Annotated in this window: 14 protein-coding genes and 1 pseudogene; 3 read left to right on the top strand and 12 right to left on the bottom strand. The window is 72.8% G+C overall.

Annotation, left to right across the window (positions count from 1 at the left end; all coding sequences use genetic code 11):
- Positions 1 to 39: 39 nt before the first annotated feature.
- The 4 genes from D7I43_RS01130 to D7I43_RS01115 all read right to left on the bottom strand — a co-directional run bounded on the left by D7I43_RS01130 (position 40) and on the right by D7I43_RS01115 (position 2,539).
- The gene (locus tag D7I43_RS01130) at positions 40 to 753 is read right to left on the bottom strand and encodes a spermine/spermidine synthase domain-containing protein (protein WP_407942597.1); all 714 of its coding nucleotides are present in this window, start codon (positions 751 to 753) and stop codon (positions 40 to 42) included.
- A gap of 69 nt (positions 754 to 822) precedes the next feature.
- Positions 823 to 1,245: an acyl-CoA thioesterase gene (locus D7I43_RS01125; RefSeq protein WP_120326441.1), complete on the bottom strand. Its 423-nt coding sequence runs from the start codon at positions 1,243 to 1,245 to the stop codon at positions 823 to 825.
- Positions 1,246 to 1,280: 35 nt separating this feature from the next.
- Positions 1,281 to 2,045, bottom strand: coding sequence for a hypothetical protein (locus tag D7I43_RS01120; RefSeq protein ID WP_120326440.1), 765 nt, complete (start codon positions 2,043 to 2,045; stop codon positions 1,281 to 1,283).
- A complete protein-coding gene (locus D7I43_RS01115; protein ID WP_120326439.1) occupies positions 2,042 to 2,539 on the bottom strand; it encodes a SigE family RNA polymerase sigma factor in 498 nt (165 codons plus the stop codon). The genes D7I43_RS01120 and D7I43_RS01115 overlap by 4 nt, the downstream gene beginning before the upstream one ends.
- Positions 2,540 to 2,682: 143 nt before the next feature.
- On the opposite strand from D7I43_RS01115, the gene D7I43_RS01110 reads away from it, so the two are divergent.
- Positions 2,683 to 3,486, top strand: a complete 804-nt coding sequence (locus D7I43_RS01110; RefSeq protein ID WP_120326438.1) for a DUF3152 domain-containing protein — start codon at positions 2,683 to 2,685, stop codon at positions 3,484 to 3,486.
- Between the two features lie 35 nt (positions 3,487 to 3,521).
- Here the strand turns inward: D7I43_RS01110 and D7I43_RS01105 are convergent, their stop codons facing one another.
- On the bottom strand, positions 3,522 to 3,983 hold the full coding sequence (locus tag D7I43_RS01105; RefSeq protein ID WP_120326437.1) for a DUF5709 domain-containing protein: 462 nt from the start codon (positions 3,981 to 3,983) through the stop codon (positions 3,522 to 3,524).
- Positions 3,984 to 4,418: 435 nt separating this feature from the next.
- On the opposite strand from D7I43_RS01105, the pseudogene D7I43_RS01100 reads away from it, so the two are divergent.
- A pseudogene (locus tag D7I43_RS01100) lies at positions 4,419 to 6,004 on the top strand (DHA2 family efflux MFS transporter permease subunit).
- A 106-nt stretch (positions 6,005 to 6,110) separates the two neighbouring features.
- Here the strand turns inward: D7I43_RS01100 and D7I43_RS01095 are convergent.
- The 7 genes from D7I43_RS01095 to D7I43_RS33355 form a co-directional block, all read right to left on the bottom strand.
- A complete protein-coding gene (locus D7I43_RS01095) occupies positions 6,111 to 7,352 on the bottom strand; it encodes an ROK family protein (protein WP_120326436.1) in 1,242 nt (413 codons plus the stop codon).
- A 93-nt stretch (positions 7,353 to 7,445) separates the two neighbouring features.
- Positions 7,446 to 8,549 (bottom strand): substrate-binding domain-containing protein, encoded by a 1,104-nt coding sequence (locus D7I43_RS01090; protein ID WP_120326435.1) that lies wholly within the window; start codon positions 8,547 to 8,549, stop codon positions 7,446 to 7,448.
- Positions 8,550 to 8,599: 50 nt separating this feature from the next.
- Positions 8,600 to 9,898 (bottom strand): multiple monosaccharide ABC transporter permease, encoded by a 1,299-nt coding sequence (mmsB, locus tag D7I43_RS01085; RefSeq protein WP_120326434.1) that lies wholly within the window; start codon positions 9,896 to 9,898, stop codon positions 8,600 to 8,602.
- Positions 9,895 to 11,442, bottom strand: a complete 1,548-nt coding sequence (gene mmsA, locus D7I43_RS01080; protein ID WP_120326433.1) for a multiple monosaccharide ABC transporter ATP-binding protein — start codon at positions 11,440 to 11,442, stop codon at positions 9,895 to 9,897. Before mmsA ends, mmsB begins: the two co-directional genes overlap by 4 nt.
- 433 nt (positions 11,443 to 11,875) lie before the next feature.
- A complete protein-coding gene (locus tag D7I43_RS01075; RefSeq protein WP_120326432.1) occupies positions 11,876 to 12,256 on the bottom strand; it encodes a YccF domain-containing protein in 381 nt (126 codons plus the stop codon).
- A 132-nt stretch (positions 12,257 to 12,388) separates the two neighbouring features.
- The gene (locus tag D7I43_RS33360) at positions 12,389 to 13,051 is read right to left on the bottom strand and encodes a response regulator (RefSeq protein ID WP_240032757.1); all 663 of its coding nucleotides are present in this window, start codon (positions 13,049 to 13,051) and stop codon (positions 12,389 to 12,391) included.
- The gene (locus tag D7I43_RS33355; RefSeq protein WP_240032735.1) at positions 13,039 to 14,211 is read right to left on the bottom strand and encodes a sensor histidine kinase; all 1,173 of its coding nucleotides are present in this window, start codon (positions 14,209 to 14,211) and stop codon (positions 13,039 to 13,041) included. The genes D7I43_RS33360 and D7I43_RS33355 overlap by 13 nt, the downstream gene beginning before the upstream one ends.
- Positions 14,212 to 14,747: 536 nt before the next feature.
- Here D7I43_RS33355 and D7I43_RS01065 point away from each other — a divergent pair.
- Positions 14,748 to 15,200, top strand: coding sequence for a phage holin family protein (locus D7I43_RS01065; RefSeq protein ID WP_158610055.1), 453 nt, complete (start codon positions 14,748 to 14,750; stop codon positions 15,198 to 15,200).
- Positions 15,201 to 15,322: the final 122 nt, after the last annotated feature.

Below are 15,322 nucleotides of genomic sequence, written 5' to 3'. Positions count from 1 at the left end.
CGGGGGTGAGGGGGAATCGACCACGTCCCGCCCGCGAACCTACCGTCGGCCGCGCCCCCTGTCACCACGGTCGCCGCCGCGCACCCCGTCGGCGGTGCGCCGGGCCAGGTAGACGACGTCCGGCTCGCCGCGCGGGACCGCGACCTCGTGCACGGCGACCGGACCGATCAGCGCCGCGAGCCGGGCCGCGTACGCCGGGGCCGCCGAGGCGCTCCACGCGGCCAGCACACCCCCGTCGGTGAGACGGTCGCGCAGCAGCATGGTGCCGGCGTCGTCGTACAGCTCGGCGTTGGGCGGGAACACGGTCCACTCCGGACCGTTGTCGACGTCCAGGCAGATGGCGTCGAAGACCTCACGGGTCGCCCGCAGCCAGGTGACGATGTCGGCCGTGACGATCCGCACGCGCGGGTCGTCGAGGGCGTGCCCGCTGTGGCCGGCCAGGCTGCCCCGGTGCCAGTCGACGAGCGTCTTTTCGATCTCCACGACCACGATCTCCGCGGGCACCGGGGAGGCCACGGCCTCGGCCAGCGAGAAGCCCACCCCCAGGCCGCCGACGAGGATGCGGGCCCCGGCGGGCACGAGCTTCAGCGCCTCACGGACGAGCAGCCGCTCCGACCCGCCGGCGCGGGTGTCCATGAGGAACACGCCGTTGCTGATGATCTCGAAGTGCCCGGCGCTGTGGCGGAGCACCAGCTCACCGCGGCTCGTCACCACCCGGTCGACCACCGTCACCGTCTCGGCCACCGGCCCAATCTAGGCGACGGCGCGGGCGGGACCGGGGCATTTTCGCCCGCTTCCCGGCGGCGGTGGGGCGTCCGGGGCTCAGAGGTTGAGCGGCCCCGGGTCGGTGGCCAGCGCGCGGAACCGCTCCCGCGGGTCGGGCACCAGCCGCCGGGCCGCGAGGTCGAGCAGGCCGCCGACGCCGGTCAGGGTCGCGACCGGGGTGCCGTCCGCGCGGGTGTACGCCTGGTCGATGTGGAACGTCTTGCCCTCGCCCCACCGGAACGCGCAGGACACGTCGACCTCGTCGCCGCCGCGCAGCTCCCGCAGGTAGCGCAGGGTGACCTCCAGGGCCACCGGTCCCACGCCGGTGGCGAGGAGGCGGTCCTGCGAGATGCCGGCGGCGCGCAGGCACTCCCAGCGGGCGTGCTCGCCGTACTGGAGGTAGACGGCCTGGTTGAGGTGGCCCTGGGTGTCGAGTTCGTAACCGCGGACGGTGACGCGCACCCGGAACGGATCTCCCACGCGGCCGAGCCTACCGGCGGGGGAGCGGTGGGCGCTCAGAGCCGCCGGCCGCGGGCGTCGTGGGCGGCGATGCCGTCCAGCCGTACGCCGGGAGGCAGCACCGCCGGGTCGAACCAGAAGATCACCACTCGCGGATCCTCGCTCCACCGGACCAGCCGGGCCGCCACCTGGCGGCCGTCGACGGTGCCGACGATCCGCTCGGCCGGTCCCACGAAGTACCCGAAGGCGGGCACGAGGGGCCGGGTGGGGTGCGGCCCCGACTGGTCGTAGCCGATCTCGTGGAACCCGTCCCGGCGGTCGTCACCCACGACGTCGTTGACCAGGAAGTCCGGTGCCAGCCCGCCGTCGGCGGTCCGGCGACCCGCCATCAGCCCGATCGTCACCCCCGGCAGGTGCGGTACGTCGACGGGGACGACGTAGAAGACCCGTTCCTCGGCGCCGTACCGGATCCCGCTGCGCACCACGTCGCCCAGCGGCTCGGGAGGTGCCGCGTCCGTGGCGACGGGGGTGGGTGCGGCCGTGGCGGTGGGGCCGGCCGTCGGGCCGGACGGGTGGCCGGTCGCGCCGGCGGCCGGCTGGGCGGCGGGCGCCGCCGGCCGCTGCGGCGCACCGGCCGAGCGCACCGCGACGGGTACGCCCACCACGACCGCGAGCGCCAGCGCGGCGGCGCCCGCGCCGGTGAGCCGGCGGCGTCGACGCAGGCGGCGACCCTGGCGCAGCACCGCGTCCAGGTCGAGTACGCCGTGTCCGCTCCGCTCGCCGACCCGCATCGCGGCGCGGAGCCGATCCGCCTCGTTCACCGGCGTGTCCCCTCCGGCGCGGCGGCCTCGACGCCGCGCAGCTTCTCCAGGGCGCGGGAACTCGTGCTCTTGACCGTCCCCACCGAGACGCCGAGTTCGCGGGCCACCTGGGCCTCCGGGAGGTCGAAGTAGTAGCGCAGCACGACGATGGCGCGCTCGCGGGGACTGAGCGTGCCGAGGATGGCGAGCAACCAGCGCCGGGTGGCCACCTCGTCGGCCACGTCGTCGCCGTGCCGGTCGGGGACGTCCTCCGTCGGGTACTCGCGGATCGGCCGCCGCCAGCCGTCGACGAGGTGGTTGACGAGCACCGAGCGGGCGTACCCGTAGGCGTCGTTCTCGCGGATCCGCGACCACGACGCGTACGTACGGGCCAGCGCCGTCTGGGCGGCGTCCTCGGCGCGGTGGTGGTCGCCCGTCATGAGGAAGGCCGCGTGCACCAACCGGCCGGAGGCGGCCCGGGCGAACTCGACGAACTCCGCGTCACCCCGCGCCATGCCCGCCCTCTCCGCACTCCACGACGAACAGGACGGGTGGCGGGGCCGGAAGGTTGAGCCCCCGGATGATCAACATTTCGGCGGACCCACGCGTCTCTTCTGCTGCGTGCCACCGACCGGTGGCGCACGGCGGAGGGAGACGCATGACCGGGAAGACTACGCGCCGGCGCGCTCGGGGCGTCGGGCCGGCGCTGGCGGCACTGTCGGCTGTGCTGCTCGCCGGTTGCGGGCAGATGGCGGCCGGGGACGCCGCGGCCGGCCAGGCAGCCGGCGTCGTCGACCCCGTGACCGTGTCCGCGTCCGCACCGGCGCCGGCCCCCTCCCGGCTCGTCGCCGTGAGCTACCCGGCCGACGGGAGCAACCGGTGGCAGGTCGCCGCGGCCGAGTCACCGGCGCGCCGCCGTACGGGTGAGCTGCTGCGCTACCGGGTGGCGGTGGAGCGCGACATCCGGGGCCTGCCGGTGCCCGACTTCGCGGACGAGATCACCCGGATCCTCACCGACCCGCGGGGGTGGACCGCCGGCGGGAGGCTGACGCTGCGCCGGGTCGGCCCCGGCCAGCCGGCCGACTTCACCATCTACCTGGCCACCCCCGGTACGCGCGACGAACTGTGCCAGGACGTGCCGGACGGCTACACCTCCTGCCGCAACGGCGACCGGGTGGTGCTCAACGTGGCGCGCTGGGTGAAGGGGGTGCCGCGCTACGGCGCGAACCTCGCCACGTACCGGGAGTACATGGTGAACCACGAGGTGGGGCACCGGCTCGGCCACGGGCACGAGCGCTGCCCCGGGCGGGGCCGGCCGGCGCCGGTCATGCAGCAGCAGACGCTCGGCCTGCACGGGTGCCGGGCCAACCCGTACCCCTACCTCGACGGCGAGCGCCACACCGGGCCCTCCGGCGCGTACAACGATCCGATCCCGCCCCGTGAGCGGGGCCGGCCCGGCTGACGACCGGCTGCCGGCGGCCCCGCCCGGTACGCGATCTACCGCAGCGGGCCGTCGCCCGGGCCGTTCGGGTCGTCGACCAGGTGCACGGCGGCCTCCTCCGCGCTGGCGCCGCCGGCGTCGATCCCGGCGTCCCAGGCCACCGAGTCCGGCTCCTCGTCCTCGCCGAGACCCTCGTCGTACGCCACGAGGCGGCCGGCGCGCCGCTCCCGCTCGAAGCCCCGCCGGGTCAGCTCGTCCTCGTCGTCGGTCGGCTCGGCGTACGGGTCGACGTCGGGCTCCTCCTGGGCGAGCAGCTGCTCCAGGGACTCCCCGGCCCGCTCCTCGGCGGGCGTCGTGCCGTACCGGTCGGCCCCGGCCCAGTGGTCGGCCGCGGCGATGCCGGTGTCGAGGGGATCGGTGACCAGATCCCCGTCGAGAGTGTCGGACGCGTCGAGGACGCCGTCGTCCTCGGCGACGTTCCACTCCTCGACGCGCGCGGTGTCGTCGGTCTGGCTCACAACGGTCTCCCCTCGTCACACCCTGTGGTGGCGTCGGCCAGCCTAGGACCCGTCGCGCCCCATCGGACACCCGCGTCGGCGAGCGAGCCCGGCGGGGCGGGGTCGGTGGTGGCCGAGGCGGCGGGTGGCCGGCGCCTCGGGCGGCGCGCCGAGCGCGACCAGGCCGCCCGGCCTGTGTGCGATGTCACGATCAGATTGACGTCACAGCCGACGTGCGGGCCACGAACCGCGTGGAGAAATCCGGACGAACGTCGGCGTATCCAGCCGGAAGGCCGCCCGGACCGGACGGGTCGGAGGGGCAAATCCGGGGGCGTCCTGTCGGTGCCGGCGGCTACTCTTCGTGCGAGCGTTCGCCCTCCGCGCGCCGCCCCCGCGACATGGCGCGGCACCACCCCCACCGCTCACGTCCGGCCCAGACCGATCTCAGGAGATTGTGTGTCCCAGCAAGCTGTCGCGGCCCCAGAGAAACTGGACGCCGCGGTCCTCAAGGTGGCGGGGGTCGTCGTCCTCGGGGCGATCATGTCGATCCTCGACGTGACGGTGGTGAGCGTCGCGCTGCCGACGTTCCAGAACGACTTCGACGCCTCCTACGCGCGGGTCGCGTGGACGATGACCGGCTACACGTTGGCGCTGGCCACCGTGATCCCGCTCGCCGGATGGGCCGCCGACCGGTTCGGCACGAAGCGCCTCTACATGGTGGCCCTGGCGCTGTTCACCATCGGGTCCGGGCTGTGCGCCACGGCCGACTCGATCGGCCAGCTGATCCTCTACCGGGTCCTGCAGGGTCTCGGCGGCGGCATGCTGATGCCCATCGGCATGACGATCATGACGCGGGCCGCGGGCCCGAAGCGGATGGGCCGGCTGATGGCCGTGCTCGGCATCCCGATGCTGCTCGGGCCGATCGGTGGCCCGATCCTCGGCGGCTGGCTCATCGACGTGGCGAGCTGGCACTGGATCTTCCTCATCAACCTGCCGATCGGCGTCGTCGCGCTCGTCTACGCGCAGATGGCGCTCCCGAAGGACGCGCCGGAGCCGTCGGAGTCCTTCGACTTCCTCGGCATGCTGATGCTCTCGCCGGGTCTGGCGCTGTTCCTCTACGGCGTCTCCACGCTGCCCGACGCCGGCACCTTCGCCGACGCGGAGGTGTGGGGGCCCATGCTGGTCGGCGCCGCGCTGCTCGTGGGCTTCGTCATCTACTCGTTCCGGCCCCGGCACCCGCTGCTCGACCTGCGGCTGTTCGCCAACCGCAACCTGACCATCGCCACGGTGACGCTGTTCGTCTTCATCATCGCGTTCATGGGCGCCGGGCTGCTCTTCCCGAGCTACTTCCTGCAGGTGCGCGGTGAGTCGACGCTCACGGCCGGTCTGCTGATGGCGCCGCAGGGCATCGGCGCGATGCTCACGATGCCGCTCGCCGGCACGCTGGCCGACCGGGTTCCCGTCGGGCGTACGGTGCCGTTCGCGCTGGCGCTCATCGTCCTCGGGTTCTTCTCCTTCACCCAGGTCGGTCCGGACACGTCGTACGTGCTGCTGTGCGGGTCGCTGTTCGTCATGGGCCTGGGCATGGGCGGCACGATGATGCCGATCATGACGTCGGCGCTGCGCACGTTGAAGGCCCACGACGTGGCCCGCGGCCGACGCTGGTCAACATCCTTCAGCAGATCGGCGGGTCGGTGGGCGCCGCGGTGATGTCGGTGATCCTCACCAACGAGCTGAACGGCTCCCGGGAGATCCCGGGCGCGACGGACCCGGTCACCGGCAAGCCGGTCACCGAGGCCGGGCTGGCGATCGCCAGCCAGCAGAAGCCGGAGCTGCTCCAGCAGTTCCCCGTCCCGTCGCAGCTCATCGAACGCGGCCTCGACTTCGCGGCCCAGTCGTTCGCCAGCACGTTCTGGGTGGCGTTCGCGCTGGTCGTGCTCACGTTCATCCCGGCCGCGTTCCTGTCGCGCCGGCGTGAGCAGCCGCGTCCGCTCGACGGCCCGCAGGGCGAGGAGACGAGGACGCCGGTCGTCATCCACTGACGCACCCCGTCCCGTTGGGGCCGCCGGGTCACCCCGGCGGCCCCGACGCGTCGTGAGGGGTCCGAGGGCTGGCCGGGGTGGCCAGCCGCCGGCCGCCGGCGACGGGTCAGGCCGGATTCCCGACGTTCAGCGGGTCGGCCAGCAGGTGGGCGAACGCCAGTTCGGCGGCGCCGATCAGGGCAGCGTCGCGGCCGAGCGCCGCCGGCCGCAACTGCACGTGCTCGCGGGAGACGGGCAGGGCCAGCTCGTCGAGGCGGCGACGCACCGTGTCGGCCCCGGCCGTGTAGACGTCGCGGAGCGAGCCGCCGAACACCACGGTGTCGGGGTTGACCACGTTGACGAGGTTCGCGACGCCGAAGCCGAGCCAGTCGGCGACCCGTTCGACGGCGGCCCGGGCCACCGGGTCTCCGGCGGCCGCCGCGCACAGCACCTCACGTACGCCGTCGGGGGAGCCGGGGTCGCGGCCCGCGTGCCGCAGCAGCGCCGCCTCCCCGATCTCCGTCTGCCAGCAGCCGCGGGAGCCGCACTCGCAGGGCAGGCCGCCGGGGTTGACGACCATGTGGCCGACCTTGCCGCTGCGGCCGCCGTGCCCCATGACGAGCCGGCCGCCGATGATGATCCCGGCGCTCACGCCGGCGCCTCCGTGCAGGTAGACGAGGTCGTCGACGCCCGCGGCCACGCCCCGGACGTGTTCGGCCAGCCCGGCGATGTCGGCCAGGTCGCCGGCGAGGACGGCGGGACCGGCGGCGCCGGCGGCGAACGCGGCGTCCAGCGCCGCGCGCAGGGCCTCGTCGGGGCCGCCGATGCGTACCCGCCCGTCGCGGTCGCGGCTCGTGTCGGTCACCGCGACGGCCACGCCCGCGCGGACCGCGTCGGGCTCCACGGCCCGCGTCATCTCCTCGGTGAGCGCGGCCAGCGGGGCGACGGCGTCGAGGGCGGACGCCCCGGCGTCGCGGTCGGTCTCCCGCAGGTCGAGGATGCGCCCGCCGAGGCCGATGCGGGCCGCGCGCAGCCGGTCCGGTTCGATGCTCAGCGCCTGCGCGTACACCCGGGTCCGGGGGCTCACGACGAGCGACGGGCGCCCGGCCCGGCGGACGGTGGCGGGCGGTTCCTCGGTGACGAGGCCGGCGGCGGCGAGGTCGGCCGCGAGGGCCCCGATGGTGCTGCGGTTGAGGCCGAGCCGCGCGGTGAGCTCGGCGCGGCTGGTGGGGCCGTGCACGTGGACGTACCGCAGCACGGCGCCCAGGTTCTGCCGGCGGATCTCCTCCTGGCTGGCGCCGGACACCGGGGGCGCCGGGACGGACGGGACGCCTCCGCCCCGGTGGAGACCGGACAGCAGTCGGTGCATCAGCGCCTCCTCTCGTCTCCCGCGGGTCCGATCGCTCGCCAGGACGACGAAGGGTCCCGGAGAGCTCCGGGACCCGACGTCGTGTTGCGGTACCTACTTGGTGAGCGGCGCGAGCTTCGGGTCGTTCGCGTACGCCTCAGCCGCGTTCGCCTTGGTGACGGCGACCGGCGGCAGCAGGTAGGTGTCGACCACCTTGGCGCCGTTGTTGTACGACTTGGTGTCGTTCACCTGCGGGGTGTTGCCGGCCTGGAGGGCCTTGACCATCTCGATGGTCTGCTTGACCAGGTTCCGGGTGTCCTTGTTGATCGTCATGTACTGCTCGCCAGCCATGATCGACTTGACCGACTCGACCTCCGAGTCCTGGCCGCTCACGACCGGGATCGGCTTGCCGGCGCCCTTGACCGAGGTGATGATCGCGCGGGCCAGCGTGTCGTTCGGGGAGAGGACGCCGTCCAGCTCCTTGTTGCCGTAGGTCGAGGTCAGCAGCTGGTCCATGCGGGCCTGCGCACCCTCGGCCTTCCAGCCCTGGATGGCGGTCTGCTTGATGTCGGTCTGACCCGAGGCCACGACCACGTTGCCCTTGTCGATCTCCGGCTTGAGGACGCTCATCGCACCCTCGAAGAAGACCTTCGAGTTGTTGTCGTCCGGCGAGCCGGAGAACAGCTCGATGTTGTACGGGCCGTTCGGCTTCTTGGCCTTCATGCCGTCCAGCAGGGCCTGGCCCTGGAGCTGGCCGACCTTGAAGTTGTCGAACGCGACGTAGTAGTCGACGTCCGGCGTGTTCAGGATCAGGCGGTCGTACGCGATGACCTTCGCGCCGGCCTGGTGCGCGGCGGCGACCTGGGTCGACAGCTGCGCGGCGTCGGTCGCGCCGATGACGATGACCTTGGCGCCCTTGGTGACCATGGCGGTGATCTGGGCCTGCTGGTCGGCGACGGTGGTCGACGCGCCCGCGTACTGCACGTCGGCCTGGAAGCCGGCCTCCTTCAGGCCGTTGGTGAACAGGTCACCGGCGAGGACCCAGTTCTCCGAGGTCTTGGCCGGCAGGGCGACACCGATCAGCGAGTTGGCCGGGAAGCCCTTGGCGTCGCCGCTTCCGGAGCCGCTGGAGCCTTCGTCGCGGCCGGAGCCGCAGGCGGTGAGGGCAAGCATGGCGATGGCACCGACGGCCACCGACTTGCCGAGGAACTTGCGCATTGGGGTGGTTGCCTTTCGTGAGGATGGTGCGGGTTGCGGTCCGGCGGTCGTCAGCCGGCGACCGGGGTCTTGGCGGGCTCGCGCTCGGCCCCCGAGGAGGACGGGGGTGCCGTTGGCGTGTCCCGCCGGAAGGTGCGGGTGATGCTTCCGATGACCGAGAAGCGTCCCTGGCGCTTGTTGTAGACGTCGAGCGCGACGGCCAGCAGCAGGACCAGGCCCTTGATGATCTGGACGCGGTCGGCGCCGACACCCATGAGCTGCAGGCCGTTGTTGAGCACGGCCATGACCAGACCGCCGACGATCGAGCCGCTGATGGTGCCGATGCCGCCGGAGACGGCCGCGCCGCCGATGAAGACCGCGGCGATCGCGTCGAGCTCCCAGCCGTTGCCGTCCTGCGGCCCGGAGGCCGCCGAGCGGGCCACGAAGATCATGCCCGCGAGCGCGGCCAGGATCGACATGTTCATCATGACGTAGAAGTTGACCCGCTTGAGCTTCACACCGGACAGCTCCGCGGCCCGGGAGTTGCCGCCCACCGCGTAGATGTGCCGGCCACCCGCCGTGTTGCGGGTGTAGAAGGAGTACGCGAGCACCAGCGCCACCAGGATGATGCCGGAGACCGGGAAGCTCGTGCCGACGCGGCCGCTGGCGAAGCGCAGCGTCACGAAGACGAGCACGCCGACCATCACGGCCATCCGCAGGATCGAGATCCACATCGGGATCGGCTCGGCGTTCATCTCCCGGCGGACCCGCCGCGCGTGCAGCTCCCGCCACACCACCGCGATGCAGCCGGCGAGGCCGAGCAGCAGCGTCAGGTTGTTGTAGCCGGTGTTCGGCCCGGTCTCCGGCAGGAAGCCGGAGCCGATCACGCGGAAGCCCTCGGGCACCGGGATCGTGTTCGCGTTGCCGATGAACTGGTTGCCGCCGCGGAAGAGCAGCATGCCCGCCAGGGTGACGATGAACGCCGGCACCCCGATGTAGGCGACCCAGAAGCCCTGCCAGGCGCCGATGACCGCGCCGATGGCGAGGCCGAAGAGGATCGCCACGGGCCAGGGTAGGTTCCAGTCCGCCATCGACTTCGCCACCAGGATGCCGGTGAAGGCGGCGACGGAGCCGACCGACAGGTCGATGTGCCCGGCGACGATCACCATCAGCATGCCGATGGCCAGGATCAGGATGTACGAGTTCTGCTGGAACAGCGCGATCAGGTTGTCCGATCGCAGGGTCAGGCCGTCGGTCAGGATCTGGAACAGGACGACGATCGCGACCAGCGTGAAGATCATCCCGAACTGACGGGCGTTGGAGGTGGTACCTCCGAAGAGGTTCTTCTGAAGGTCCTTCAGTCGGCTCATCGTGTCTGCATCTTCTTCGAGGAGGTCATCAGCTTCATGAGGGTCTCCGGGTCCGCGTCCTGCCGGGCGACTTCGCCGGTGATGGTGCCTTCCGACACCGTGTAGATGCGGTCGCAGAGCCCGATCAGCTCAGGCAGTTCCGAGGAGATGACGATGACGCCCTTCCCCTGGTCGGCGAGCCGCTGGATGATGCCGTAGATCTCGTACTTGGCCCCGACGTCGATGCCGCGGGTCGGCTCGTCGAGGATCAGCAGGTCGGGGTCGGTGAACATCCACTTGGCGAGCACGACCTTCTGCTGGTTGCCGCCGGAGAGCGTGTTGACGCCGTCGTCGACCGTCGGCGTCTTGATGCGCAGGCTCTGCCGGTACTCCTCGGCCGCCCGGTACTCCTTGACCTGGTCGAGGACACCGTGCCGGGTGATCTTGGAGAGCTTCGCGGCCACCGTCGACGTCTTGATGTCGTCGAGCAGGTTGAGGCCGATCGCCTTGCGGTCCTCGCTCACGTACGCGAGGCCGTGGTGGATGGCGTCCGCCACCGTCTTGAGGACGATCTCCTTGCCGTCCTTGATGATCGTGCCGGACTCGTAGACGCCGTAGGAGCGGCCGAAGACGCTCATCGCCAGCTCCGTGCGTCCGGCGCCCATGAGGCCGGCGAAGCCGACGATCTCGCCCCGGCGGACGACGAAGTTCGAGTGCTTGGCGACCAGCCGCTCGGCGGAGATCGGGTGCCGGACGGTCCAGTCGCGGACCTCGAAGAAGACCTCGCCGATCTTGGGCGTGTGGTCCGGGAAGCGGCTGTGCAGCTCGCGGCCGACCATGCCCCGCACGATCCGGTCCTCGTTGACGCCGTCGGCCTTGACGTCCAGCGTCTCGATGGTCCGGCCGTCGCGGATGATCGTGATCCGGTCGGCGATCGCCTCGATCTCGTTCAGCTTGTGCGAGATGATGATCGAGGTGATGCCCCGCTCGCGGAAGCCGCGCAGCAGGTCGAGCAGGTGCTGCGAGTCGTCCTCGTTCAGCGCCGCGGTCGGCTCGTCGAGGATGAGCAGCTTCACGTCCTTGGCGAACGCCTTGGCGATCTCCACCAGCTGCTGCTTGCCGACGCCGATGTCCTTGATCAGGGTGTCCGGGTCCTCGCGCAGGCCGACCCGGGCCATCAGCTCCAGCGCCTGCCGGTTCGCGGCCTTCCAGTCGATCGCGCCGCCCTTGCGGGGCTCGTTGCCGAGGAAGATGTTCTCGGTGATCGACATGTGCGGGATGAGGGCGAGCTCCTGGTGGATGATCACGATCCCGGCCCGCTCGCTGGCCCGGATGTCCCCGAAGCGCATCTCCTCGCCGCGGTAGAAGATGGCGCCGTCGTAGCTGCCGTACGGGTAGACCCCGCTCAGAACCTTCATGAGCGTCGACTTGCCGGCGCCGTTCTCCCCGACGATCGCGTGGATCTCGCCGGCGCGCACCACCAGGTTCACGTCGGACAGGGCCTTGACCCCGGGGAACTCCTTGGTGATGGAGCGCATCTCCAGGAGGATGGGCACGTCGCTCATCGTTCGTACCACCTCGCCATCGTCATTGATGCCTCCGGAACGAGTCTGGCCCGGACCGGGGTTTGTTGCCGTCGGCAACCTATTCGGACCAGAGGATCCTTCGCAAGCGGGGAGCCTGCGAATTCCGTAACAACCCGGTAATAGTGACCCCTTCCCGAGCCGCCGACCATGGCGCCGGGTGCGATCCGTGCCACATTCGTGACAGGTGGTAACGGGGCGGTGGTTGCGTGTGGTATGCGGTGACGCCCATCGTCCCGTTCCGCGCGGGGTCGCGCGCCGACCACGCCGGCGCGCGCCCGGCCGGGCGGGGCGACGCCGAGGGAGCGTACGGCGTCAGGCTGCGTCGATGCGGGTGGGGTGGCCCACTCGCGGGCCTCCGGGCCAGTGGGTGTGGCCTCGGCCACGCCAGCGCGGCGGCCGAGGCGGCCGAGGGTCAGGGCGTTGCGACGACCTCCCGGCCCAGCGGCCAGAACGCGGCCGGGACCAGCTTGAAGTTGGCGACGCCGAACGGGATCCCGATGATCGTGAGGCAGAGCGCCACGCCGGCGACGAGGTGGGACAGGGCCAGCCACCAGCCGGCCAGCACCACCCACAGGACGTTGGCCAGCCCGGAGGCGAGGCCGGCGCCCGGCTTCGGCACCAGGGTGTGCCCGAAGGGCCAGAGCGAGTAGAGCGCCAGTCGCAGGGCGGCGACGCCGAAGGGGATCGTGACGACGAGGACGAAGCAGACCAGCGCGGCGATGCCGTAGCCGATCGCGAGGACGATGCCGCCGCCGAAGATCAACCACAGCACGTTCAGCACGAAACGGATCATGCTTCCAGCATGACCGCCGCGCGCCACGCCGCCCCGCGGCCGGATGCGCGGTGCCGGACCGGGCCGGTGCGGCGGACGGCGGCCGGTGGATCCGCGCCCCGGCACCGGGGCGGGCGGCTCACCCCGGCACGGTCAGACGAGCCGGCCGTCGTGGGCCAGCAGCGCGATCTGCGTACGGTTCGTGAGGTCCAGCTTGGTGAGGATGTGCGAGACGTGCGCCTTCACGGTGGTCACGCTCATCAGCAGATCGCGGGCGATCTCGGCGTTGGCCCGTCCCTGCCCGATGGCCACGACCACGTCGCGTTCACGCTCGGTCAGCAGGCCCAACCGGGCCCGCGCCTCCTCGTAGGCCTCGGCTCCGGACGCGACGTGCCGCATGAGCCGGCGGGTGACGCTGGGCGACAGGATCGGCATCCCGGCGGCGACGGCGTGGACGGCCTGGCTGATCCGCTCCGGCGGCGTGTCCTTCAGCAGGAAACCGCTGGCGCCGGCGCGCAGGGCCCGGACCACGTGGTCGTCGGTGTCGAACGTGGTCAGCACGATGATCTCCGGTGGCCGGGGGCGCCGGCGCAGCCGCTCGGTGGCGGTGATGCCGCTGACCCGCGGCATCCGGATGTCCATGAGCACCACGTCCGGGGTGTGCCGGTCCACGGCGGTGACCGCCTCGTCGCCGTCGGCCGCCTCACCGACGACGGCGATGCCGTCCGCGCCGTCGAGCATCATCGTCAGCATCCCCCGGACCAGCGGGTCGTCGTCGACGACGACGACCCGGATCGGGCCCGTCACCTCGACCACGGCAGCCACGCGTCGAGGTGGAAGCGGCCGCTGTCGTCGACGTGGTGGGTCAGCCGGCCGCCCGCGAGCGCCGCCCGCTCGGCCAGACCGATGAGCCCGCTGCCCGGGCCGGCCGGGGGTGGGCCCCCGGCCGCGGGCCCGCCCCCGGTCCCGTTGCGGACGGCGATGCGCAGTCCCGACCCCGGCGCGCCGGCGAGGGCGAGGGTGACCGCGTGGCCGTCGGCGTGCTTGCGGGCGTTGGTCAGCGCCTCCTGCACGATCCGGTACGCGGTGCGACCCGTCCGCGCCGGTGGCTCGACCGACGGCCCGCGCACGTCGTCGATCTCGACGCGCTGACCGGCCGCCCGCGCCTCCTCCACCAGCCGGGGCAGGTCGGCGAGGGTCTGCCCGAGCGGTTCGTCCACCGGCGCGTCCGGATCGTCGCCGCGCAGGAGCGTCACCACCTCGCGCAGTTCCGTGAGGGCCTGGTGAGCGCTGGTCCGGATGACGCCGGCCGCGGCGCTCAGCCGCTCCGGCGGCGCGTCCGGCCGGTACTCCATCGCACCGGCCGCGGCGGCCAGCAGCGACAGCCGGTGGGCCAGCACGTCGTGCATCTCCCGGGCGATGCGGGTCCGTTCGGCGGCGCGCGCCTCGGCGACCCGCCGCTCCTGCTCCCGCTCGGCGCGCCGGGCACGGTCGCGCAGCGCCTCCAGCAGGGCGTGCCGCGCCTGCGCCCAGGTGCCCCAGCCGAGCAGCGCCCCGAAGGCGACCGTCATCAACAGGAGCCACCACCCGTACGACAGGCCGGGCATGGGTCGCCACGCGCCCTGCACGGCCTCCCCGGCGGCTCCCAGCAGGGCCACCGCGAGGGCCTGCCGGAACGGGCGGCGGCGGGCCGTGAAGAGCACCGCGAAGCTCGCCACCGGGGTGACCACCGGCGACACGGCCACCAGCAGTCCGCCGAGCACCCCGCCCGCCAACGGCCGGGCGATGACCAGCGGTACGAGCGCGACGGCGACCACCGCCAGCGTGACGTCGGCCCAGACGAGCGCCGGCGTGCCCGAGCCGACGCTGGCGTACAGCCCGGTCCCGACGAGGAGGCCGAGCGCCACGGTGGAGAGGACCACCCAGACCCGGCGCCGCATCCAGGGTGGGCAGAGGGTCCGGGTGACGGCGTGCATGGGCGCAGGCTAGCGGGGCGCCGTCGCGCCCCACCACCTTCTTTGGTAGGAGGCGTGCGGCCTGGTGGGCGTACCCGTGGCGGCGTCGGGTGCGATGTGCCGCGCCGGCCCGCGGACACAGACTTCCGCCATGACGAGGATTCTGGTGCGTCGGTCCGCGGTGACGGCCGGCGCGGTCGTGCTGGCGGTGGCGGAGTACACGATGGTGCGGTGGGGGGCCGGCATCGACCTGGCGGCGCGCACGGGGGCGTCGACGCGGACGGTGTCGGTGATTCGTGCTGCTGCACCTGACCGTCGGCGTCGTGCTCATCGTCGGGCTGCCCGGCCGCGAGGTGACCCGGTGACGACGGTTCGGGCGGCCGTCACGTGCCGGCGGTGAGCCGGGCCGTCTGTTCCCGCAGGACGCGGACGGTGTTGTCGAGGTAGTCGACGATCGCCGCCATCTCGCGCTCGTCGTACCGGGCCATGAAGGCGGCCGAATGCCGACGGCCGTGCCGGGTACGCAGGCGGCCCGGAACGAGCCAACGGGAGGTCTGATGAGCGACGCCGTCGCAGGTGGGTCGGGCGCGGACGGGCGGGTCGTCGCGCCCGACCGCCTCGTGGAGATCGTGGCCGAGAGCGTGGCCGACGTCGTGCGGGCGGAGGTGCGGGCCGTGCGGGGCCAACTGGTCGGGGCGCTCCGCCCGGCCGGGGTCGGGTTCGTGCTGCTGGGCACGGCGGGAGCGTGCGCCGTGCTGGGCGTCGGCGCGGCGTCCACGACCGTGCTCCGGATGCTGGAGTCCTTCCTGCCCAAGAAGCTGGCGGCGGCCGGGATGACGGCCGGCTACCTGGCGGCCGCCGCCGTCCTGGGCCGCCTCGGACTCAACCAGCTGCACGCGGCGGGAGGGGGGTCCGCCCGCCTCGCCGACCGGGTCGACGAGGCCGTGGCCGAGACCGCCTCCCGGGTGCTGCCGGCCGGCGCGACCGCCGGCCGACGGTCGCCGCGCTGAGTCCCGGCTCGGCCGCCGCACCTCCTGCACCGACTGGGCGCAATTCACCCCGTTTCTGCCGATCCGTGCGCCGCGCCGCCGAAGATGGCGGTAGCCGCGGCACCCCGACGCGCGAGCGCGCC

The sequence above is a fragment of the Micromonospora globbae genome (assembly GCF_003610785.1).
In the GTDB taxonomy this organism is placed as follows: Bacteria; Actinomycetota; Actinomycetes; order Mycobacteriales; family Micromonosporaceae; genus Micromonospora; species Micromonospora globbae.
Note: the sequence above shows the minus strand (reverse complement) of the source record. Positions and strands in the feature narration are given on the sequence as shown.

What these genes read in the sequence shown, in the direction of transcription:
- D7I43_RS01115 (WP_120326439.1), bottom strand. Translation starts at nt 2,539, where the DNA reads ATGGCGCGGGGTGACGCGGAGTTCGTCGAGTTCGCCCGGGCCGCCTCC.
- D7I43_RS01110 (WP_120326438.1), top strand. Translation starts at nt 2,683, where the DNA reads ATGACCGGGAAGACTACGCGCCGGCGCGCTCGGGGCGTCGGGCCGGCG.
- D7I43_RS01095 (WP_120326436.1), bottom strand. Translation starts at nt 7,352, where the DNA reads ATGCACCGACTGCTGTCCGGTCTCCACCGGGGCGGAGGCGTCCCGTCC.
- D7I43_RS01090 (WP_120326435.1), bottom strand. Translation starts at nt 8,549, where the DNA reads ATGCGCAAGTTCCTCGGCAAGTCGGTGGCCGTCGGTGCCATCGCCATG.
- mmsB (WP_120326434.1), bottom strand. Translation starts at nt 9,898, where the DNA reads ATGAGCCGACTGAAGGACCTTCAGAAGAACCTCTTCGGAGGTACCACC.
- mmsA (WP_120326433.1), bottom strand. Translation starts at nt 11,442, where the DNA reads ATGAGCGACGTGCCCATCCTCCTGGAGATGCGCTCCATCACCAAGGAG.
- D7I43_RS01075 (WP_120326432.1), bottom strand. Translation starts at nt 12,256, where the DNA reads ATGATCCGTTTCGTGCTGAACGTGCTGTGGTTGATCTTCGGCGGCGGC.
- D7I43_RS33355 (WP_240032735.1), bottom strand. Translation starts at nt 14,211, where the DNA reads ATGCACGCCGTCACCCGGACCCTCTGCCCACCCTGGATGCGGCGCCGG.
- D7I43_RS01065 (WP_158610055.1), top strand. Translation starts at nt 14,748, where the DNA reads ATGAGCGACGCCGTCGCAGGTGGGTCGGGCGCGGACGGGCGGGTCGTC.